This is a genomic window from Klebsiella sp. K-3 (genome assembly GCF_051207495.1).
Lineage (GTDB): Bacteria > Pseudomonadota > Gammaproteobacteria > Enterobacterales > Enterobacteriaceae > Klebsiella > Klebsiella aerogenes.
Map to the genome: position 1 here is coordinate 105,264 of NZ_JBPNXF010000012.1, position 20,590 is coordinate 125,853.

A 20,590-nucleotide genomic window follows, 5' to 3' on the forward strand; every position below is an offset into this window, starting at 1 on the left:
GGGCCCAGCATTAGCTCACGCAATACACAAGGTATTAACCGTGAATTAACATATACCCATACAAATAAAATGGCTTATTTCAGTTGTGGTGAAAATATTTGTCATCGCAGCGGGACGTGTGCGCCCTGAAAACGGCTAAAGGGAAATTGTTAAATTCGACTATTCACGATTGGCCAATTTATGCCGCCGATCCTCGTTCCGGAGAATTGTTATGTCAGGCAGTATCACTCGCGAAGATTTTGATGCTTATATGGTTCCGTGTTTCGCTCCCGCGCCGTTTATCCCGGTGAAAGCGGCGGGCTCCCGCGTCTGGGACCAGCAGGGTAAAGAGTACATTGACGTGGCTGGCGGCATTGCGGTTAACGCGCTGGGTCATGCGAATCCGGCGCTGGCTAACGCGCTGAAAGCGCAGCTGGATAAGCTGTGGCACATCGGCAACGGCTATACCAACGAACCGGTGCTGCAGCTGGCGAAAACCCTGGTGGAGTCAACCTTCGCCGATAAAATCTTCTTCTGTAATTCTGGTGCTGAAGCCAATGAAGCCGCGTTGAAGCTGGCGCGCAAGTATGCACACGACAAATTCGGCGCCGACAAGAGCGAAATCATCGCCTTTAAGAACTCCTTCCATGGCCGCACTCTGTTTACCGTGACCGTAGGGGGGCAGCCGAAATACTCCAGCGACTATGCGCCATTGCCGCAGGACATCACCCATCTGCCGTATAACGACATCGACGCGGTGAAAGCGGCGTTCTCTTCCCGCACCTGCGCAGTCATCGTCGAGCCGATTATCGGCGAAGGCGGCGTCATGCCGGCGGATCCGCAGTTCCTGCAGGCACTGCGCGAGCTGTGCGATGAGCATGAAGCAACGCTGATTTTTGATGAAGTGCAGACCGGCGCCGGGCGTACCGGCCAACTGTATGCTTACCAGCACTACAACGTAGTTCCGGATATTCTCACCAGCGCAAAAGGGCTGGGCGGCGGCTTCCCAATTGGCGCGATGCTGGCGAAAGAGGCCTGGGCGCAAGTGTTCCAGCCGGGTACCCACGGCACGACTTTCGGCGGCAACCCGCTGGCAGCGACCGTCGCTAATAGCGTGCTCGCGCAAATGGATAGCGCGCTGCTGGCGGGCGTGGGCGAACGCCATACCCTTATTGTCGATAAACTCAATGCGCTGAACGCTAAATATGATGTCTTCAGCGCCGTACGCGGGATGGGACTGCTAATTGGCGCCGAACTGGCAAGTCATCTGCGAGGAAAAGCCAAGGCGCTGACCAATCTGGCGGCGGAAGAGGGACTGATCGCGCTGATAGCCGGGCCGGACGTCCTGCGTTTCGCCCCAGCGCTCAATATTCCCCTGGCGGATATTGATGAAGCCTTCATGCGCCTTGAGCGCGCTGTCGCCCGCTTAATCAGCTAATCCGGGAGACGGCCTATGATGTTATTTCGTCCCGTACGGGAAAACGACCTCGATGATATTGTTCGCCTGGCCTCCCGGGCGGGCGTGGGAATGACATCGCTGCCGAATGATGCCGTGCGCCTTGCCGCACGGATTAAACGCAGCGTAGAAACCTTTGCCGGCAAGCTGACGCGTGGCGAACAGGGGTTTCTGTTTGTTCTGGAAGATACCGAACTGAGCCGGATTGTCGGCGTTAGCGCCATTGAAGTCGCGGTGGGGCTCGACGAACCGTTCTACAATTTTCGTATTCAGAAGACGGTACGGGCATCCAAAGAGCTTGGGGTTTATAAGCATCAGGAATTGCTCAATTTAAGCTACGACCATACCGGTCACAGCGAACTCTGTACCCTATTTCTTGACCCGGAGTACCAGAAGAACCGCAATGGCCTGCTGCTCTCCAAAGCGCGGTTTGTCTTTATTGCCGCGTTCCGCGAGTGGTTTTCGCCGCATCTGTTTGCCGAGCTGCGCGGGCGCAGCGACGAGCAGGGGAATTCACCATTCTGGGATGCGTTAGGGCACCACTTTTTCGATATTCCCTTCGCCGATGCCGACCGTCTCACCGGGACGGGGATGAAAACCTTTATCGCCGAACTGATGCCGGCTTACCCGATTTACATCTCGCTGCTGCCGGATGATGCCCGCGAGGTAATAGGACAGGTTCATGCTAACACCGCGCCGGCGCGGGCTATTCTCGAAAAAGAAGGGTTTAGCTGGCGCGGGTCCGTCGACATCTTCGATGCCGGCCCGGTACTGGAAGCTGAAACCGATAATATTCGCGCTATCAGAGAGAGCTATTCGCTGCCGGCGCTGCAACTCATGACGCCGCAGGCGACGCCAACCATCGTCGCGAATGGACAGTTTGAAAACTTCCGCGCGGTACTCATTGCGCAAGAGACGCCGGGAGTGCTCGATCAGCAGGCGCTGGACGCCCTGCAGGTCAATGCCACCGACCGGGTTCACGCGGTGACACTCAACCCAGAGGAAAACAGATCATGGCGGTAAACGCACATTTTATAGCAGGTAAGTGGCAGCAGGGCGCAGGCGCGCCGTTAACTAAGCTGGCGCCGGAAGACCAGTCCGTTTTATGGCAGTCGCAAAGTGCGGGCGCAGCCGACGTGCAGGCCGCCTGCGCCGCCGCGCGCGAGGCGTTTTATGGCTGGTCGCATCGTCCATTAAGCGAACGCATTGCAGTGGTTCAACGTTTCGCGGCGCTGCTGGAAGAGAATAAAGAGGCGCTGGCGACGTTAATTTCCCGTGAAACCAGCAAGCCGCTGTGGGAATCCCGCACCGAAGTACAGGCGATGATCGGCAAGGCCGGGATTTCTATTGATGCCTACGCCGAACGTACCGGTTATCGCGAGTCCGCTCTGCCGGACGGCAAAGCGCTGCTGCGCCATAAGCCGCACGGCGTGATGGCGGTGTTTGGCCCTTACAACTTCCCGGGGCATCTGCCGAACGGCCATATTATCCCGGCGCTGATCGCCGGTAACACCGTGGTATTTAAACCGAGCGAATTGACGCCGGCGACCGCGGAACTCACCGTTCAGCTATGGCAGCAGGCCGGAATCCCGGATGGGGTGCTGAACCTGGTGCAGGGGGCGAAAGATACCGGCCAGGCGCTGTTGGAAAACCACGATATCGACGGCGTGCTGTTTACCGGTAGCGCCGCCGCTGGCTTCCATTTCCACCGTTACCTCGGCGGTCAGCCGGAGAAAATGTTGGCGCTGGAGATGGGCGGCAATAATTCGCTGATCGTGGCCGACGTTGTCGATAGCGTTGCGGCGCTGAACGTGATTATTCAATCGGCCTTTATCTCCGCCGGGCAGCGCTGCACCTGCGCGCGTCGTTTACTGGTACCGCGCGGTGAACAGGGCGATGCGCTTATTGAACAACTGATTGATGCCAGCCGGCAGATTCGCGCAGGTAAATGGAACGCCGAACCGCAGCCGTTTATGGGCGGGGTGATTTCGCAAACCGCCGCGCAGGGCATGCTGGCGGCGCAGGCGAAGCTGGAAGCGCTGGGCGGCAAAGTGCTGCTGCGCATGAGTCAGCCGGATCCTCACTCTACCGTGTTAACGCCGGGAATTATCGACGTTACCGGGATTACGGTGCCGGATGAAGAGTACTTCGGCCCGCTGCTCACCGTGATTCGTTACGACCGGTTCGATGAGGCGATCGCGATTGCCAATAATACTCGCTACGGTCTGGCGGTCGGGCTTATTTCCGCCGACCCGACGCTGTTCGACAAGCTGGCCGACGAAGCGCGCGCCGGGATCGTTAACTGGAACAAACCGCTCACCGGGGCCTCCAGTAAAGCGCCTTTCGGCGGTGTCGGCGCCTCCGGCAACCATCGCGCCTCGGCGTGGTATGCCGCCGATTATTGCGCCTGGCCGATGGCTTCTCTGGTCAGCGAAACGCTGACGCTGCCGGCGGCGACGTCGCCAGGTCTGCCATTCTGATAACCGTTTTTGTGAGGACACTATGTCTGGATTTGAAGCGAATTTTGACGGCCTGGTGGGGCCAACGCACCACTACGCCGGGTTGTCGGTAGGCAACGAAGCGTCACAAAACAACCGCGACGGTTTATCTAACCCGAAGAAGGCGGCGCTGCAGGGACTTTATAAGATGAAGACCCTGGCCGATCGTGGCTTTGTACAGGGCATTCTGCCGCCGCAGCCGCGGCCAAATATGACGATGCTGCGCAGTATTGGTTTTCAGGGTAGCGACGAGCAGGTGATCCAGCGTGCAGCCAAAGAGGCCCCGCAGCTATTGTCGGCCTTTAGCTCCGCTTCCTCGATGTGGACCGCCAACGCCGCTACCGTGTCGCCGTCGGCCGATAGCGCTGATGGAAAAGTGCATTTTACGGTGGCGAATCTCAACAATAAGCTGCACCGCATGCAGGAAGCGCCGATCACCTCGGCCATCCTCAGGGCGACCTTCGCCGATGAACGCTACTTCGCGCATCACGCGGCGCTGCCGCAGCATGGCGATTTAGGTGATGAAGGGGCGGCGAACCATAACCGTTTCTGTGGGGATTATGACCGCCAGGGCGTGCAGTTTTTTGTCTATGGTAAGCGCGCCAGCGGCGGTATTGCGCCAGCTAAATACCCCGCACGCCAGACGCTGGAGGCCAGCGAAGCGGTGGCGCGTCTGCATCAGCTCGACCCGCAGTACACCGTATTCGCTCAGCAAAATCCGCAGGCTATCGACCATGGTGTATTCCACAATGATGTTATCGCCGTCAGCAACCGCCACGTGCTGTTCCATCATCAGCACGCCTTCCTGCAGCAGCGGGAGGTGCTGGCGACGCTGAAGGAGAGCAACGCCAGGTTGAATATTCCATTCACCAGCGTTGAAGTCCCTGACGAGCAGGTTAGCCTCGATGACGCGGTGGCTTCTTATCTGTTCAACAGCCAGTTACTCAGCAAAGCCGATGGCAAAATGTTGATTGTGGTGCCGGAAGAGTGCCGTCAGCGTGAAAACGTCTGGCGTTATCTCTCTGCTCTCGCCGCCGATAGCGCATCGCCTATCGATGAAGTGGCCGCATTCGATCTACGTGAAAGCATGCGCAACGGCGGCGGCCCGGCCTGTTTACGTCTGCGGGTGGTGCTTAATGACGCTGAGCGTGCGGCGGTCAACGCTCACAGCCTGATGAATGACGAACGCTACCAGCAACTGACCGCGTGGGTTGAAAAGCATTATCGCGATCGCCTGCATGCCAGCGACCTCGCCGACCCGCAGCTGCTGCGCGAGGTTTATCAGGCGCTGGACGAGCTGACGCAGATTTTACATCTGGGCGCGATTTATGACTTCCAGCGATAAGGGGCCGGGAATGGAACAAAACGTCAACGATTTACTGCATTGTAAACTGCAGACATGGACCTTTCCGCCGACTATCGAAGCCAGTTGGTTAGGCGATGGCATTCTGCAACTGCTGCCAAAAACGTCATGGCGACAGGCGACGGTGCTTTCTGCCGGGGTGCACGGTAACGAAACCGCGCCGATTGAAATGTTGCTGCAGATCCTGCAGGGATTAAGCCTGGGCGAGCAGCCGCTGACCCACGCGCTACTAGTGGTGTTCGGCAATCTGCCCGCCATTCGCGCCGGCCGTCGTTATCTGCATAACGATCTCAACCGGCTGTTTGGCGGCCGCCATCTGGCGGCGATGCCCGGGAACGAGTCGCGTCGCGCTTTTGAACTGGAGATGGCCGTACAGGCCTTCTTCCGTAGCGCCGATGTCCACGGCAAGGTGCCGCGCACGCATCTCGATCTGCATACCGCCATTCGCGGGTCGAAATATCGGCAGTTTGCGCTGCTGCCCGCTCATGATGGCGACTACAGCGCAGATTTTTATCAGCTGTTGCAGGCCAGCGGTATGGATGCCATCGTGCGCCATACCGAACCGGGCGGCACCTTTACCCACTTCACCAGCGAGAAGTTCGACGCGCAAAGCGCCACGCTGGAACTGGGGAAGGTGATGCCATTCGGTGAAAATGATCTGCGCTTGTTTGCCGCCACCGAACTGGCGATCGGTGCGCTGATCGCTGATGGCATCATGCCGCCGCGTAGCAAAGCGCCGGTCGAATACTTTGTGGTGCAGCAGAGCATCATCAAGGGCGAGAACGGTTTTACCCTGAATCTCGACCCGAAAATCGAAAACTTTACCGCGCTGCCGGCAGGCTATGAAATCGCCCGTCAGGCACAGAAAACCTGGGTGGTCAATGCCGACGCCCCCTACATCCTGTTTCCGAATGCGGGCGTCGCCGCCGGTCAACGCGCCGGGCTGCTGCTGACCGCTACCGCGCCAAGCCTTTCCATGCCTGCTTGAAGGAATCAACATGACTGAACATCAACGCGAGGGGCAGGTTCATCCTGCCGCCGACGGGGAGTGCCCGTCGCAGCTCAAACGCGGCCTTGGCGCCCGGCACATTCAGATGATTGCGCTGGGCGGCGCTATTGGTACCGGACTGTTTATGGGGGCGGGCAGAAACATCGCCGTCGCCGGAACATCCATTCTGCTTATCTATCTACTGGTAGGTTTCTTTACCTATATGGTGATGCGGGCGATGGGGGAGCTGTTGCTGACCCGCCTGGATTATCGTTCGTTTGCGGATTTCGTCGGCGACTATCTTGGCCCGCAGGCCAGTTTCTATCTGGGTTGGACCTACTGGCTTAGCTGGGTGGTGACCTGTATCGCCGACGTGGTGGTTTGCGGTAGCTATATGCAGTACTGGTTCCCGGAGATGTCGGCGTGGATGCCCGCGCTGAGTACGCTTGGGATCCTGTTCTTGTTTAATCTGTTGTCGGTAAAGATGTTCGGCGAGGCCGAATTCTGGTTTGCGCTGATTAAGGTCATCACCATTATCGCGCTGATTTTGACCGGCGCGTGGATGATTGCTATTGGTTGGACTTCGCCGGATGGCGTGAAGGCTTCGTTAGGTCATATTACCGACCCGACGGCCTTTATGCCCCACGGCGTGACCGGTTTCTTCGCCGGTTTCCAGATAGCGATTTTCTCCTTCACCGGTATTGAGCTGCTCGGCACCATGACGGCGGAAACGCGCGATCCTGAGCGCATCTTGCCGAAGGCGATTAACGCGCTGCCGCTGCGCATCATTATTTTCTATCTGCTGTCGATGGTGGTCATTATTGCCGTGGCTTCATGGCCTGGCGTCTCGCCGGATGCCAGTCCGTTCGTGACCCTGTTCGCCAAGGCCGGGCTACCTGCCGCCGCTGCGGTAATTAACTTTGTCGCCTTGACGTCGGCCATGTCGTCGGCGAACAGCGGCGTTTACTCCAGTACCCGCATGCTGTACGGTCTGTCGGTGGAAAAACATGCGCACTGGCAGTTCCGTATACTCTCACGTAATACCCGCATTCCGGTACGTAGCCTGCTGTTCTCCTGCTTCTGCATGCTGAGCGGTACGTTACTGCTGTTCCTGGTGCCAAACGTGATGACGTTGTTCACCATCGTTTCAACGCTGGCGGCGATCATGGTGGTTTTCAGCTGGGGTATGATCCTTGTAGCGTACCTGGTATATCGTCATAAACGTCCGGACCTGCACGCGCGGTCGAAATTCAAAATGCCGGCGGGAGTAGTGATGTGCTGGCTGAGCCTGCTGTTTTTCGCCTTCTCGATCTTCATTATGATTTTCGACCCGGATACGCTGCTGGCGCTGATAGCTTCGCCGGTGTGGTTTATTGCGCTATGGTGCTTCTGGAAAGTGAAACAGAAGCGCGAAGGGCAACTGGCATTGGATAACGCCAGCGCCTGATGATACCCGGCAGCTGAAGCGTGGCTGCCGGATTTTCCTTTTCGCCGTAGCGCGGTTTATGATGTCGCCCGACACTTCATTGTTGGATCAGGACAGAAGAAGGAAAGGGTATGACAGAGCATTTCCCGGCGCTTTCACACGACACGTTAGCGGCGGCCAATCTCATCGGCGACTGGTTGGCGCAGGATGATTTGCCGCAGAATGCGCAGCCGCAGATTGCGGTGTTGGCCGGTAACGCGGTGATCCCGACCATTGACGCCGCCTGTCGGCTCGCGGCTCAGAGGCAGATTCCACTATTGATAAGCGGCGGTATTGGTCATTCGACGACCTTTCTTTACGACGCCGTACAAAAGCATCCGCACTATCAGGCGTTGCGGGTAGAGGGGCGTCCGGAATCGCATATCCTGGCGGATATCGCCGAACGTTTCTGGCAAATACCGCGCGATCGCATCGTGGTGGAAGACCGTTCAACCAACTGCGGCGAAAACGCGTGGTTTACCCGCCGGTTATTGGAAGAGCGTGGGCTGGATCCTACCTCTGGCGTGGTGATTCAGGATCCGACCATGCAGCGTCGGACGATGGCGACGTTTGCCCGCGTCTGGCAGGAGGCACCGGCGCAGCCGCAGTGGTTGAGCTATCCCGGTTGTTCGCCGCGGCTTGAAAATAGCGCTGCTGGCCTGAGATTCAGCGGAGACGATAGTGGATTGTGGCCGGTGGGGCGTTATCTGGCGCTGCTGCTTGGCGAGCTGCCGCGTCTGCTGGATAACCCGCAGGGATACGGTCCTAATGGTAAAGATTTTATTGTCCATGTCGATTTCCCACACGATGTTAGCGCGGCGTGGCAATGCTTGCGTGAAGATACGCTATTGAGCGAGGCGCTGAACGCCAGAACGCTGGGGTAGGGAGAAAGGCGGATAGCCGCAGCTATCCGCTGGTTCTGAGTTTACTTCGCGAATTTATCCAGTACGCGGACAAGCTGGGTAACAAAGCCGTACTCGTTATCGTACCAGGCCACGGTTTTCACAAGCTGTACGCCGCCGGCCTCCATGATCTCCAGTTGAGTCGCATCATAGATTGAGCCAAAATGGCTGCCGATAATGTCGGAGGAGACAATTTCTTCTTCGGTGTAGCCAAAAGATTCATTGTTCGCCGCCGCATTTTTCATGGCCTGATTAACCTCTTCAGCGGTGACTTTCTTCGCCAATACGGAAACCAGTTCCGTCACTGAGCCGGTTTTAGTCGGCACGCGCTGGGCGTGACCTTTCAGTTTCCCGCTGAGTTCCGGGATCACCAGACCGATGGCTTTTGCCGCCCCGGTGGTGTGCGGAATAATGTTTTCCGCCGCCGCTCGCGAGGCGCGCAGGTCTTTGCCACGCGGCCCGTCCACCAGCGATTGCGTACCGGTATAAGCGTGAATAGTGGTCATGGTGCCCACGGTAATGCCGAAAGCATCGTTGAGCACTTTAGCCATTGGCGCCAGACAGTTGGTGGTGCAGGATGCAACCGAAATGATGGTATCATCCGGGCTCATGGTGTCGTCGTTGACGTGATAAACGATGGTTTTCATCTCGCCGGCAGGGGCGGAAATCAGCACTTTCTTCGCGCCGGCGGTCAGGTGTGCCTGCGATTTTTCCGCCGACGTATAGAAACCGGTACATTCAACAATCACCTCAGCGCCTGCGGCTTTCCACGGAATATGCTGAGCCTCTTTTTCCGCATAAACGGTGATTTTTTTACCATTAACGATCAGCGCATCTTCTGTAAAATCAACGCTCCATGGGAAAGGACCGTAGTTAGAGTCATGTTTAAGCAGGTAGGCTAAGACTTTCGGTGAGGTGAGATCGTTGATGGCCACGACCTCCAGCGGGCTATTTACTTCTAACAGGCGGCGAAGTACTAAACGTCCTATACGACCAAATCCATTAATCCCAAGTTTGCTCATGGATATTCTCCTGGTGGTGAAGTTGATACGTTAAAACTTCTTCAGGCAGAGCGGGGAGAGTAAACTATTTACTTTCAGGGCTTAGCAGTTCACCTGCGGTGTTTCTATTGCTAAGTTACCTGCCTGAAGCGTCTTCAGTAACTGTCACGTGGAGCCAGATGGTGCGAAGGAAGTATAACGCCGGGTCGGAGGTGGTTCCAATGTTCTTACCGCGACAGTACAACAAAAAGAGTGCCTACCATTGTTCGCTATTTCATGCGGCGTTGAGTGGTAAATATGATCTACATCACAATAACAGAAATTAGAAAAAGCGCAGAAGGATATAGCTACATCGAGGCTGTATTGATAACTATAGCGGTGGTTCAGCACAATATTGATAATGAGAATGAATATCATTCATTGACATCTGGTCATATTAATGTAACCTTGCATTAGGAATAATACAGGGATGAATAGAAAATGGATTGCGGCCTGAGGAATAATTATCAACCCATAGCTTAAAAATTTAAAAATCATGCCGAAATTCCATCCTGCTGGCATGAAATGCGGGAAGGAAAATCTGCAGGGTAAATCATAATGCGGGTGTTTAAAGATATTATCCTTGCCGGGAGCATTCTCTTTTCTATCTTATATTCTGTTTTCTCGTTGTGCGATGTTTTGTTGATGATGCAGATATTTTATCGGCACCCAGAGCACTGCTGCCTGTGTTTGCCGTTGGATGTATTTATTTTCTGAGCAATGCTTATTTTTGGCTATTGAATTACATAAGGAATATGAAAGATGAAAGAGCTGACAAATAAACAGTTGGGTATGGTCTCCGGTGCAGGGGGGGATATTGGGCGGGAAATTGCTCAGGGAATCGGCGCTGGAGCTGGCACATTTGTAGGCGGAACTCCTGGTGCCATAACCGGTGGGATCGCAGGGGGACAGGTTTATGACTGGGCTGCAACAAAAACACCGGACCCAGCGATGTCCCCATCTGGTTTGGGCGGAACGCTCAAACAAAAACCAGCTAACCTTCCATCCGAAGCGTGGAATGCAGCAGCAGGCAGAGAATGCTACTGGAGTCCGAATAACCTCAATGATATTTGTTACTGACAGATGCTGATTGGCGTACGGGTATAAACCAGTCTAAAAGCGAATAAGGATAGCTGTTAGCGTATGGAAGAGCATGTTATCAGCTCTTCCATCTCTTAACCTTTAAAACTAGCCATAATTAAAGTTTGTCAGTCGAGTGGGAGTCGTCCACGCCTTTTGGCGCCGATGGAATAAAAAATGAACGTTGACGGATATAACCGCGAGTACAATATTGCAAGAAACAAAGCCGTAACCGGCTGTTTTGCCATGTTTGCGCTATTTTTTGGCATCACATGTTTGCCGCTTTTTTTCGAGGGCAGCAAAGACCTTATGATAACGGGATATCTCTATCCACTACTTTTCGGACTGGAGTTTCTGGCAATTGCCCCCCTTTATTATCTCTATTTCTACAAACGCGAGGGCATGGGGAGAGGGAATTTTCGTTTCGGCATTTTTATTATACTTTTCCTGTGTATTCTGTTGAGCCAATTTCTGTTGCCTTTTGTCACTGCAGGCTATCAGACTGAAAACTGGTCAGCTTCACAGATGCGACTGGATGGGCATGTATTCTGGCTAAATGCCATTGTGATGATTCTATTGGTTCCTGTTTATGAAGAGATGGTCTTCCGCGGCTGTCTTTTCAGTGTGTTTAAATACTGGCTCGGGAATAACAATTATGCGGCGGCTGTCACTGTGTCTGTTGTATTTTCAGCCTGTCATTTACAGTACATAGACTGGCGATCGTTCCTGATATTATTTCTGGTTTCGCTGATGCTGGTTATCGGGAGAATAAAAACCGGCGGAATACTGATGCCAATTATTCTTCATGCGCTGATGAACGCGGTCGTAATTGGTATTCAGTATGTGTCATTCCTCCAGTATTCCGGAGAGGCTTAGCCATAGCGGGAATGAAATATGTTTCGTAAGGAAGCGCTCGAAAACAGGGATAAAACATGGTGTGGCAAAGCAGTATTACTACCGGGACTCTCCTCTCGGCTGGTTATAATTACCAGCGCGCTTTTTTTCGTCTGCTTCATTGTTTTAATTAGCACCGGCACTTATACACGACGTATTAGCGTGCAAGGTGAAGTTACCACCTGGCCGAGACCGGTTAATGTCTATTCCGGTGTCCAGGGATTTGTCGCGACACAGTTCGTCCGGGAAGGGGACCCTGTAAAAAAGGGTGATCCTGTTTATCAAATTGATGTCAGTAAAAGTACACGTAGAGGCGTGGTCAATGAGACTCAACGACAGGATATCGAAAACCAATTGAAACGCATCGCCGAGATTATCACTCGCCTTAGAGAGAGTAAGGAAACCACTTTGCGGATGCTTGAGCAACAGAAAATACAGTATAGCGCCTCTTTTGAACGCTCGGCAGGCATTGTCAGGCGCGCTGAGGAGGGAATAAAATTAATGAAAAATAACATGGATAATTACCGACGGTACCAGCAGCAGGGGTTGATTAATAAAGACCAGTTAACCAGTCTGGTGGCCTTGTACTACCAGCAGCATAATAGTTTGCTCAGCCTGAGCGCGCAGCATGAACAAAATGCTCTACAGTTAACCAATCTGGAAAGTCAAATTCAGACGCAGGCGGCGGAATTTGACAACCGGGTTTATCAGATGGAACTGCAGCGTTATGAGCTACAGAAAGAGCGGATTAATACTGATGCGGGAGGCGATATTATCATTCGTGCCTCATCAGACGGCAAAATTGATTCATTAAGCGTCACCCCAGGTCAGATGGTCAGCGAAGGCGACAGTCTGCTGCAGATAATTCCAGAAAAAATACAACGCTATTATTTGGTTCTTTGGGTACCCAATGAAGCCGTTCCATATATTTCAGTCGGTGATAGGGTGAATATACGCTACGAAGCCTTTCCGGCTGAAAAATTTGGTCAGTTCTCGGCAAAAGTCACACTCATTTCCCGGACGCCAGCCTCCTACCGCGAAATGCAGACCTATACGACCGCCCCGATTAACTCTGCGGCAGGTGCGGCTGCTTACTACAAAGTTGTGATTAGTCCAGAAAAGCAGGCTGTCAGCTACGCCGGCAAGCGTCTGCCTCTGGAAAATGGCATGAAGGCACAGAGCACGTTATTTCTGGAAAAACGTAAAATCTATCAGTGGATGCTCTCGCCATTCTACGATATGAAGCGCAGTGTTACGGGGCCGATTCATGAACCGTAACCACTTCATATCATCCATCGAGGAGAAATTGGATCTGAAATTTCGGCGGCGAGTCCCGGTCGTTCATCAGACAGAAACGTCAGAATGTGGACTGGCCTGTCTGGCGATGATATGCGGACATTATGGTCGTAATATCGACCTGATCGCCCTACGTCGCCAAATAAATCTGTCTGCCCGTGGAGCCTCGCTTGCCAGTGTTCAGCAAACCGGGATTGAGTTAGGGATGGAAAGCCGGGCATTGTCACTGGATCTCCATGAACTTAATGCTCTCAGAATGCCCTGTATCCTGCACTGGAATTTTAATCATTTCGTGGTGCTCGTCAGCGTACGTAAGAATCGCTTCGTGCTTCATGATCCAGCCAGGGGGCGAAGAACTGTCGGGACCGATGAAATGTCACAGTGCTTCACCGGAGTGGCGCTGGAGGTCTGGCCCGGCAGTACATTTGTGCAGGAAACGATAAAAAGCCGAATCGGAATACGGGCGTTAATCAGCAGCGTGCAGGGTATCCGGGGCGTACTGAGCAAAATTTTCTGTCTGTCGCTGATTATTGAAGCTATCGGCCTGGTGATGCCTGTCGGTACCCAATTGGTAATGGATCATGCTATTCCTGCGAATGACCGGGGACTGCTCATGCTTATCTGTGGAGTCCTGATGTTTTTTATTTTGGGGCGTACTTTGGTTAGCGTGATCCGCGCATGGTCATCCCTTGCGATGGAGTCATTGATAAATGTGCAATGGCAGTCGGGGCTATTCCGTCATCTGCTTCAGTTGCCGTTGACCTATTTTGAGCGACGAAAGATGGGCGATATTCACTCCCGCTTCAGCTCGTTGGATGCGCTTCGCGCCACGTTTACAACCAGTGTGGTGGGGGCAATGATGGACAGCATCATGGTTGCCGGTCTCTTGTTGATGCTTATCCTGTACGGTGGAAAATTGACGGTTTTTGTACTGGGCTTTACAGCGGTATATGTCTTCATTCGTATATTGACCTATAGCCGGTACCGCCAGCTGTCGGAAGAAGCGTTAATCGCCGGAGCCCGTGCTGGTTCATATTTTATGGAAACACTCTACGGAATAGCTACGGTTAAAATGCAGGGAATGGCAGAACGGCGTGGGAGCCACTGGCTGAACCTGAAGATTGATGCCATCAATACCGGTATCAGACTCAGCCGTCTTGATATGTTCTTCGGCGGCATTAACACGTTTGTGGCGACGTGCGATCAGGTGACTATTCTGTGGCTGGGCATCAGTCTGGTTATGGAGAACCAAATGACCATCGGCATGTTTGTGGCATTTGGCGCATTCCGCGCACAGTTTTCTGACCGGGTAGGATCGCTGGTCAACTTCTTATTACAGCTGCGTATGATGAGCCTGCATAACGAAAGGATTTCGGATATCGCGTTGAATGAAAAGGAAGAAAGAAAACCAGATTCAGGATTAAAGGCAACCATGTCTCCGGCCAGCCTGGAGATTAAAGCGCTAAGCTTCCGTTACGACAGCCAGTCAGCACCCGTCTTTAGCGGCCTCAGTTTCAGGATTCGAGCAGGCGAGAGTGTGGCCATTACCGGGCCCTCTGGTTCGGGGAAAACCACGCTGCTTAAAGTACTGTGCGGCTTGTCTGAACCGATATCAGGGGCTGTCTTAATGAATGGTACGGATATCAGGCAACTGGGTATAAATAACTATCATCGCTTGATCGCCTGCGTGATGCAGGATGACCGGCTGTTTTCTGGCTCTATTCGGGAGAATATCTGCGGATTCACTGAAAATGTTGATGATGCCTGGATGAGAGAATGTGCCCGGACAAGCAGCATTCATGACGTGATATTGGCTCTGCCAATGGGGTATGAGACGTTAATCGGAGAACTGGGGGAGGGGCTATCTGGGGGACAGAGACAGAGGATTTTTATTGCCCGGGCGCTTTACCGCCGTCCGGATATATTATTCATGGATGAAGCCACCAGCGCACTGGACGCAGAGTGTGAAAAAGACGTCAGTCTGGCAATGAAAAAGTTGAATATAACCCGAATAATTATTGCTCACCGTGAAACGACCCTGCAAACCGCGGACAGAATCATCACCCTCGGCGAATCCGATTAACAGCCAATATCCTACTCTATTGCGGGCATTTGTTTCGCTATGTGGTTGAATAATGAACACAAGGCGGGATGACTGGAGTGACGGGGCCTGTAGCGAGTTATCCACAAACTATGCGATCTGATACTGACCCGTTTTGTGGATAACCTAAAATGTTGCGGGGTACTTAATTCACTATGCGTTATAAGTTTGCGCTATACATCACGATAATCAATGTCTTCACTCGGTACCCTTAATATAAGAATACTTAAACAAGGGGAATAGCATACCAATGAAAAAGAGCATTGCACTGACTATGGTGGCGCTGGCTTGTCTGGCGGCCAACGTCCAGGCAGCTGAGAAACTTGCTGGTAATGAAATACTTGCGGTACAAAAAGGCGGGGTGCCGGATAAAGTCTATACCCAGCATCAGCCGAAACTACGCATAGCAACCTATAATATTGGCAAGAATGAAGCTTCTGATAATGTGGCCGATTTTACGGCACTTAATTCAGCGATTAAAAAAATTAACGCCGATATTATCGCCGTTCCGGAAGTCGATAACAAAACCCAGCGCAGCCAGAAAATCGATCAGCTTAAGACAATTGCCGATGCCAACAATATGCATTATGCCTTTGGTAAAGCGCTTGATTTTGACGGCGGAGAGTACGGGCTGGGGCTGCTGTCAAAATACAAAATCCTGCATTCGCAGGTGGTAAAATTGCCGTCTGGTAACGCGGAACAGCGCGTGGCGCTACTGGCGCAGGTTGATGTACCGGGTTTTGATTCCGCGCCGATTATTATGGTGACCCATCTCGACTGGCAAAAAGATCCCACCATGCGTACAGAGCAGGCTCGTTATCTTCTCGATTTGAGTATTGGCGATGCGGCGTCTGATTTTAAAGATATCGCTTCTTCAATTAAGATCCTGGCCGGCGATTTCAATTCAACCCGTGAAGAACAGCCGGTGAAAGAGATCGGTTATTTCTTTAACGAAGTGTCGAAGCAGGGGACGGATACGCGTAGCTGGCCTGCCGTTAACCCGGCTATTGATATCGACCATATTTTCACCTTCAAAGGGCAAAAGTGGGATGTGAAGAAGCTGGAGATTCCGCATAACTCGACGGAATTTAACTGGTCAGCGGCCAGTGACCATCTGCCGGTCATTGCTGAACTGCAACTCACCGAGCAGTAACATCGCCCAGGGCTCTTTGCAAAAGAGCCCTGATGCTATTCAATTCGCGCTAACGCTGTTTTTTAAGCCTCGGTAAAGGTTAATGAAAATTTAAGGGAAGGCGGTTATGTTAACAACATCACACTTCCATTAAGGTTTGTTCATGCGCGATAAATATTCTGGCCTGCAGATAGGAATTCACTGGCTGGTCTTTTTACTGGTTGTCGTCGCCTACGCGGCGATGGAACTGCGCGGTTTTTTCCCGCGCAGCGACCGTCCGGTGATAAACATGATCCATGTCTCCTGCGGCATTTCCATTTTTGTCTTGATGATTGCACGACTGTTGGTGCGCCTGAAGTCTCCGGCGCCGCCGATTGTTCCTAAACCCTCGCCGATGATGACCGGTTTCGCCCATCTTGGCCATCTGGTGATATATCTGCTGTTTATCGCGCTACCGGCGATTGGCATGGCAATGATGTACTACCGCGGTAACCCGTGGTTTGCTTTCGGCCTGACGATGCCCTTTGCGGCGCAAAGCAACTTCGCTTTGGTCGACAGCCTTAAGGGGCTGCACGGCTTACTTGCCAATATCGGCTATTTCGTGATTGGCCTGCACGCGCTGGCGGCGCTGCTGCATCACTATTTATGGAAAGATAATACGCTGCTGCGCATGATGCCGCGCAAGCGTTGAGTACTACGCCTGACATGCCTGAACCCGCCAACCGGCGGGTTTTTTGTTTCCGTTAACTCGCCAATAAATGATTCGTGAAATGTTACTTATGCTGCAAATTTGTATCAAGTATGTAAATAAAAATGTCTAAACGAAACGAAAGGTTCTATAAGAATCTCAGTGCGGTGGATTGAATCCAGCCGGGAGGTCGTCGAAACGACACCCAGGCACGTTCAGCGGTATCCGCAGCGTCATTGGCTAAAATGCCTGCATTTTCAATACCGATGAGCAAAAGGAAAACCTGACATGACCGATAATATACCGGCCACTTCCCCTCCTGTCGCCGATGCGGGGGGCGCTGAACGCTTGAGCCCGCGCGAACAGGTGGTTATCAATAAATTGTTCCGTCGCTTAATTCCTTTTCTGTTTCTGCTTTTTATCTTTTCATTTCTTGATCGTATCAATATCGGCTTTGCCGGGCTCACCATGAGCCAGGATTTGGGACTGAGTAGCACCATGTTCGGACTCGCGACGACGTTGTTCTACGCGATGTATGTCATCTTCGGTATTCCCAGTAACATCATGCTGGGGATCGTTGGCGCCCGCCGCTGGATCGCCAGCATTATGGTGGTTTGGGGGATAGCATCGACCGCGACCATGTTCGCGACCGGGCCAAATAGCCTGTATCTGCTGCGCATGCTGGTGGGGATTGCCGAAGCCGGCTTTCTTCCGGGGCTTCTGCTCTACTTAACCTACTGGTTCCCGGCGTACTACCGGGCGCGTGCTAATGCGCTGTTTATGATTGCCATGCCGGTGACGATGGCGCTGGGGTCGCTGGTCTCCGGCTATATTCTCAGTATGGATGGCATGCTGGCGCTTAAAGGCTGGCAGTGGCTGTTCCTGCTGGAAGGATTTCCATCGGTGCTGTTGGGGGCGGTAGTCTGGTTCTATCTTGACGACAGTCCGCAAAAGGCCAAATGGCTCACCGATGAGGACAAACGTTGCCTTGGCGAAATGATGGAGAAGGACAAACTACGACTGGTACAACCGAACGGTAGCGCCAGCCTGAGCGCGCTGCAGCAGGGGAAAGGCAGCCTCTGGCGCGACGTCTTCACCCCGGTGGTGTTGATGTATACGCTGGCCTATTTCTTTCTCTGTAATACCTTAAGCGCGCTCAGCGTCTGGACACCGCTGATCCTCAAAAGCTTTAATCAGGGCAGCAGCAATATCGCCATCGGCTTGCTTAGCGCCGTACCACATATCTGTACCATTGTGGCGATGATCTGGTGGAGTAAACGTTCTGACCGCTTACAGGAACGTAAGCTGCACACGTTATTGCCCTATCTGTTTGCCGCCGCGGGCTGGATGCTGGCGGCGCACGGGGCAAATAGCGTGATGCAACTGTTGGGGGTAATTATGGCCTCGGCAGGGGCCTATGCGGCGATGGTGATATTCTGGACCACGCCAGATCAGTCCATCAGCCCGCGCTCACGAGCGATCGGCATTGCGGTGATTAACGCGACGGGTAATATGGGATCGGCCATGAGTCCGCTATTATTCGGCTGGCTGAAGGATTTAACCGGCAGCTTTAACGCCGGATTTTACCTCGTTGCCGGGTTCCTGGTTTTGGGGGCGCTGGTGGTATCGCGCATCCCAATGAAGGCCAGCCGCCCGCGAGCGACGCCATAAAAAACAGGAGTAGCGATGAGAGTGAGACGCGCGGTACCCGATGAAGCCCCTGCGTTGTGGAATATCCGTAATCAGGCGATTCGCCATGGCTGTCGTCAAAGCTATGGCGCTGAAGTGATTCACGCCTGGACGCCGGAACAGATGCCCGAGGGGTATCGTCACGCCGTTGCCGATAATCCGTTTTATATCGTGGAAAATACGCTAGGCCAACCTATCGCGACCGGCTATCTCGATATTGAGTCCTTAAGCGTGGAAGCGATCTTTACGCTGCCGGAGTGGAGCGGGCAGGGATGCGCGGATTTGATCATGGCGGCGGTTATTGCCGAAGCTCGCCGACGGGGGCTCGAAACCATTACGCTTGAGGCGACCCCCAATGCGGCGGGCTTTTATCTACGCCATGGCTTTGTTTCACAAGGCGAAAAGAGCCATTATTCGAAAATGGCCAACGCCGAGCTACGCTGTATAGCCATGAGCCTCACTCTCGATTAAGGTAAACCTGCGCCGCTATGCTATGGTTGTTAGCGGCGTTTCAATTTGCCACTTTAACTAAATAAATATAGTATACCCCCCTATATGATATGGAGGGCATCTCGTGCCACATTCACCAGAAGACAAGAAGCGTGCGCTTAGCCGCGTACGCCGTATTCGCGGGCAGGTTGAAGCGCTGGAACGCGCGCTGGAGTCCGGCGAACCCTGCATGACTATCCTGCAACAGATTGCCTCCATTCGCGGCGCCGCCAACGGTTTGATGGGCGAGCTGGTGGAGATGCATCTGCAGGATGAACTGGTTAGCGGCGATACCACCCCGGACCAACGCGCCGCCCGCATGGCGGAAGTCGGTCACCTGCTACGATCCTATTTAAAATAAAATCACGACGAGGAATGGACAGTATGAAATCACGTGCAGCAGTTGCCTTTGGCCCCGGTCAGCCGTTAAAAATCGTGGAGATTGACGTCGCGCCGCCAAAGAAAGGCGAAGTTCTGGTAAAAATCACCCACACCGGCGTTTGCCACACCGATGCTTTTACTCTCTCTGGCGACGATCCGGAAGGCGTGTTCCCGGCGGTGTTGGGCCATGAAGGCGGCGGTATCGTCGTTGAAGTCGGCGAGGGCGTGACCAGCCTGAAACCTGGCGATCACGTTATTCCGCTGTATACCGCCGAGTGCGGCGAATGCAAATTCTGCAAGTCTGGCAAAACTAACCTCTGCCAGGCGGTCCGCGCCACACAGGGGAAAGGTCTGATGCCGGATGGCACCACGCGATTCTCCTATAACGGCGAGCCGATTTATCACTATATGGGCACCAGCACCTTCAGCGAATACACCGTTTGCGCCGAGATTTCTCTGGCAAAAGTTAACCCGCAGGCGCCGCTGGAAAAAGTGTGTCTGTTGGGCTGCGGCGTCACCACCGGTATCGGCGCGGTACATAATACCGCGAAGGTGAAAGAGGGAGACAGCGTCGCGGTGTTCGGGCTGGGCGGTATTGGCCTGGCGGTGATTCAGGGCGCGGTGCAGGCGAAAGCCGGACGCATTTTGGCGGTCGACACTAATCCGGATAAATTTACCCTCGCCAAAGAGATGGGCGCCACCGACTTTATCAACCCGAACGACTACGATAAACCGATTCAGGACGTGATTGTCGAGCTAACCGATGGCGGCGTTGATTTCAGTTTTGAATGTATTGGTAACGTCAACGTCATGCGCGCGGCGCTGGAGTGCTGCCATAAAGGTTGGGGTGAGAGCGTCATCATCGGTGTCGCGGGCGCCGGTCAGGAAATCAAGACCCGTCCGTTCCAGTTAGTCACCGGCCGGGTATGGCGCGGATCCGCCTTCGGCGGGGTGAAAGGGCGTAGCCAGCTACCGGGAATGGTTGAAGACGCGATGGCGGGTAAGATTCGCCTCGATCCGTTTATCACCCACCGGTTGCCGCTCGACCAGATCAACGAAGCCTTCGATCTGATGCATGAAGGTAAATCGATTCGTACGGTTATTCACTTCGGTGATAACTAAGTATTGCTGATAGCGAAACCCGGGCCA

18 protein-coding genes are annotated in these 20,590 nt (G+C 53.5%); 17 read left to right on the plus strand and 1 reads right to left on the minus strand.

Annotated elements, in window-relative coordinates; genetic code table 11:
* Nucleotides 1–211 precede the first annotated feature (211 nt).
* The 7 genes from ACSEMK_RS19940 (at nucleotide 212) to ACSEMK_RS19970 (ending at nucleotide 8,633) form a co-directional block, all read left to right on the plus strand.
* A complete protein-coding gene (locus ACSEMK_RS19940; RefSeq protein WP_430915389.1) occupies nucleotides 212–1,417 on the plus strand; it encodes a bifunctional succinylornithine transaminase/acetylornithine transaminase in 1,206 nt (401 codons plus the stop codon).
* An 18-nt stretch (nucleotides 1,418–1,435) separates the two neighbouring features.
* Nucleotides 1,436–2,458, plus strand: coding sequence for an arginine N-succinyltransferase (gene astA / locus ACSEMK_RS19945; RefSeq protein ID WP_430915415.1), 1,023 nt, complete (start codon nucleotides 1,436–1,438; stop codon nucleotides 2,456–2,458).
* Nucleotides 2,449–3,915 (plus strand): succinylglutamate-semialdehyde dehydrogenase, encoded by a 1,467-nt coding sequence (astD, locus tag ACSEMK_RS19950; protein ID WP_430915390.1) that lies wholly within the window; start codon nucleotides 2,449–2,451, stop codon nucleotides 3,913–3,915. The genes astA and astD overlap by 10 nt, the downstream gene beginning before the upstream one ends.
* Before the next feature lie 22 nt (nucleotides 3,916–3,937).
* Nucleotides 3,938–5,278, plus strand: a complete 1,341-nt coding sequence (gene astB / locus ACSEMK_RS19955) for an N-succinylarginine dihydrolase (RefSeq protein ID WP_042894616.1) — start codon at nucleotides 3,938–3,940, stop codon at nucleotides 5,276–5,278.
* Nucleotides 5,279–5,288: 10 nt separating this feature from the next.
* On the plus strand, nucleotides 5,289–6,284 hold the full coding sequence (gene astE, locus ACSEMK_RS19960; RefSeq protein WP_430915391.1) for a succinylglutamate desuccinylase: 996 nt from the start codon (nucleotides 5,289–5,291) through the stop codon (nucleotides 6,282–6,284).
* Nucleotides 6,285–6,294: 10 nt separating this feature from the next.
* A complete protein-coding gene (locus ACSEMK_RS19965) occupies nucleotides 6,295–7,731 on the plus strand; it encodes an amino acid permease (protein WP_087859488.1) in 1,437 nt (478 codons plus the stop codon).
* Nucleotides 7,732–7,841: 110 nt separating this feature from the next.
* Nucleotides 7,842–8,633, plus strand: coding sequence for a YdcF family protein (locus ACSEMK_RS19970; protein WP_430915392.1), 792 nt, complete (start codon nucleotides 7,842–7,844; stop codon nucleotides 8,631–8,633).
* Between the two features lie 41 nt (nucleotides 8,634–8,674).
* Here the strand turns inward: ACSEMK_RS19970 and gap are convergent, their stop codons facing one another.
* Nucleotides 8,675–9,673, minus strand: a complete 999-nt coding sequence (gene gap / locus ACSEMK_RS19975; RefSeq protein WP_015366361.1) for a type I glyceraldehyde-3-phosphate dehydrogenase — start codon at nucleotides 9,671–9,673, stop codon at nucleotides 8,675–8,677.
* 780 nt (nucleotides 9,674–10,453) lie between these two features.
* Between gap and ACSEMK_RS19980 the strand changes: the two genes are divergently transcribed.
* The 10 genes from ACSEMK_RS19980 (at nucleotide 10,454) to ACSEMK_RS20025 (ending at nucleotide 20,563) form a co-directional block, all read left to right on the plus strand.
* Nucleotides 10,454–10,771, plus strand: coding sequence for a colicin V family bacteriocin (locus ACSEMK_RS19980; protein ID WP_042894619.1), 318 nt, complete (start codon nucleotides 10,454–10,456; stop codon nucleotides 10,769–10,771).
* Nucleotides 10,772–10,948: 177 nt separating this feature from the next.
* Entirely contained in the window at nucleotides 10,949–11,647 is a 699-nt protein-coding gene (locus ACSEMK_RS19985; RefSeq protein WP_430915393.1) for a lysostaphin resistance A-like protein, read from the plus strand.
* 18 nt (nucleotides 11,648–11,665) lie between these two features.
* Entirely contained in the window at nucleotides 11,666–12,943 is a 1,278-nt protein-coding gene (locus ACSEMK_RS19990) for an HlyD family secretion protein (protein WP_087859491.1), read from the plus strand.
* Nucleotides 12,933–15,044 (plus strand): peptidase domain-containing ABC transporter, encoded by a 2,112-nt coding sequence (locus tag ACSEMK_RS19995; protein ID WP_395226302.1) that lies wholly within the window; start codon nucleotides 12,933–12,935, stop codon nucleotides 15,042–15,044. Before ACSEMK_RS19990 ends, ACSEMK_RS19995 begins: the two co-directional genes overlap by 11 nt.
* A 268-nt stretch (nucleotides 15,045–15,312) precedes the next feature.
* On the plus strand, nucleotides 15,313–16,215 hold the full coding sequence (locus tag ACSEMK_RS20000; protein ID WP_087859493.1) for an endonuclease/exonuclease/phosphatase family protein: 903 nt from the start codon (nucleotides 15,313–15,315) through the stop codon (nucleotides 16,213–16,215).
* Between the two features lie 142 nt (nucleotides 16,216–16,357).
* Nucleotides 16,358–16,885: a cytochrome b561 gene (gene cybB, locus ACSEMK_RS20005; protein WP_087859494.1), complete on the plus strand. Its 528-nt coding sequence runs from the start codon at nucleotides 16,358–16,360 to the stop codon at nucleotides 16,883–16,885.
* Between the two features lie 285 nt (nucleotides 16,886–17,170).
* Complete coding sequence (hpaX, locus tag ACSEMK_RS20010; RefSeq protein WP_430915395.1) at nucleotides 17,171–18,553, plus strand: 4-hydroxyphenylacetate permease; 1,383 nt, start codon at nucleotides 17,171–17,173, stop codon at nucleotides 18,551–18,553.
* 15 nt (nucleotides 18,554–18,568) lie between these two features.
* A complete protein-coding gene (locus ACSEMK_RS20015) occupies nucleotides 18,569–19,042 on the plus strand; it encodes a GNAT family N-acetyltransferase (protein WP_113373253.1) in 474 nt (157 codons plus the stop codon).
* A 103-nt stretch (nucleotides 19,043–19,145) separates the two neighbouring features.
* Complete coding sequence (locus ACSEMK_RS20020; protein WP_015705585.1) at nucleotides 19,146–19,421, plus strand: metal/formaldehyde-sensitive transcriptional repressor; 276 nt, start codon at nucleotides 19,146–19,148, stop codon at nucleotides 19,419–19,421.
* Nucleotides 19,422–19,444: 23 nt separating this feature from the next.
* Nucleotides 19,445–20,563 carry an S-(hydroxymethyl)glutathione dehydrogenase/class III alcohol dehydrogenase gene (locus tag ACSEMK_RS20025; RefSeq protein ID WP_045393936.1) on the plus strand — a complete coding sequence of 373 codons (1,119 nt, stop codon included), beginning with the start codon at nucleotides 19,445–19,447 and terminating at the stop codon, nucleotides 20,561–20,563.
* Nucleotides 20,564–20,590: the final 27 nt, after the last annotated feature.

Bases quoted from the DNA above. Each gene is read 5' to 3' on its own strand.
- ACSEMK_RS19940 (WP_430915389.1), top strand. From the start codon at position 212: ATGTCAGGCAGTATCACTCGCGAAGATTTTGATGCTTATATGGTTCCG.
- astA (WP_430915415.1), top strand. From the start codon at position 1,436: ATGTTATTTCGTCCCGTACGGGAAAACGACCTCGATGATATTGTTCGC.
- astD (WP_430915390.1), top strand. From the start codon at position 2,449: ATGGCGGTAAACGCACATTTTATAGCAGGTAAGTGGCAGCAGGGCGCA.
- astB (WP_042894616.1), top strand. From the start codon at position 3,938: ATGTCTGGATTTGAAGCGAATTTTGACGGCCTGGTGGGGCCAACGCAC.
- astE (WP_430915391.1), top strand. From the start codon at position 5,289: ATGGAACAAAACGTCAACGATTTACTGCATTGTAAACTGCAGACATGG.
- ACSEMK_RS19965 (WP_087859488.1), top strand. From the start codon at position 6,295: ATGACTGAACATCAACGCGAGGGGCAGGTTCATCCTGCCGCCGACGGG.
- ACSEMK_RS19970 (WP_430915392.1), top strand. From the start codon at position 7,842: ATGACAGAGCATTTCCCGGCGCTTTCACACGACACGTTAGCGGCGGCC.
- gap (WP_015366361.1), bottom strand. From the start codon at position 9,673: ATGAGCAAACTTGGGATTAATGGATTTGGTCGTATAGGACGTTTAGTA.
- ACSEMK_RS19980 (WP_042894619.1), top strand. From the start codon at position 10,454: ATGAAAGAGCTGACAAATAAACAGTTGGGTATGGTCTCCGGTGCAGGG.
- ACSEMK_RS19985 (WP_430915393.1), top strand. From the start codon at position 10,949: ATGAACGTTGACGGATATAACCGCGAGTACAATATTGCAAGAAACAAA.
- ACSEMK_RS19990 (WP_087859491.1), top strand. From the start codon at position 11,666: ATGTTTCGTAAGGAAGCGCTCGAAAACAGGGATAAAACATGGTGTGGC.
- ACSEMK_RS19995 (WP_395226302.1), top strand. From the start codon at position 12,933: ATGAACCGTAACCACTTCATATCATCCATCGAGGAGAAATTGGATCTG.
- ACSEMK_RS20000 (WP_087859493.1), top strand. From the start codon at position 15,313: ATGAAAAAGAGCATTGCACTGACTATGGTGGCGCTGGCTTGTCTGGCG.
- cybB (WP_087859494.1), top strand. From the start codon at position 16,358: ATGCGCGATAAATATTCTGGCCTGCAGATAGGAATTCACTGGCTGGTC.
- hpaX (WP_430915395.1), top strand. From the start codon at position 17,171: ATGACCGATAATATACCGGCCACTTCCCCTCCTGTCGCCGATGCGGGG.
- ACSEMK_RS20015 (WP_113373253.1), top strand. From the start codon at position 18,569: ATGAGAGTGAGACGCGCGGTACCCGATGAAGCCCCTGCGTTGTGGAAT.
- ACSEMK_RS20025 (WP_045393936.1), top strand. From the start codon at position 19,445: ATGAAATCACGTGCAGCAGTTGCCTTTGGCCCCGGTCAGCCGTTAAAA.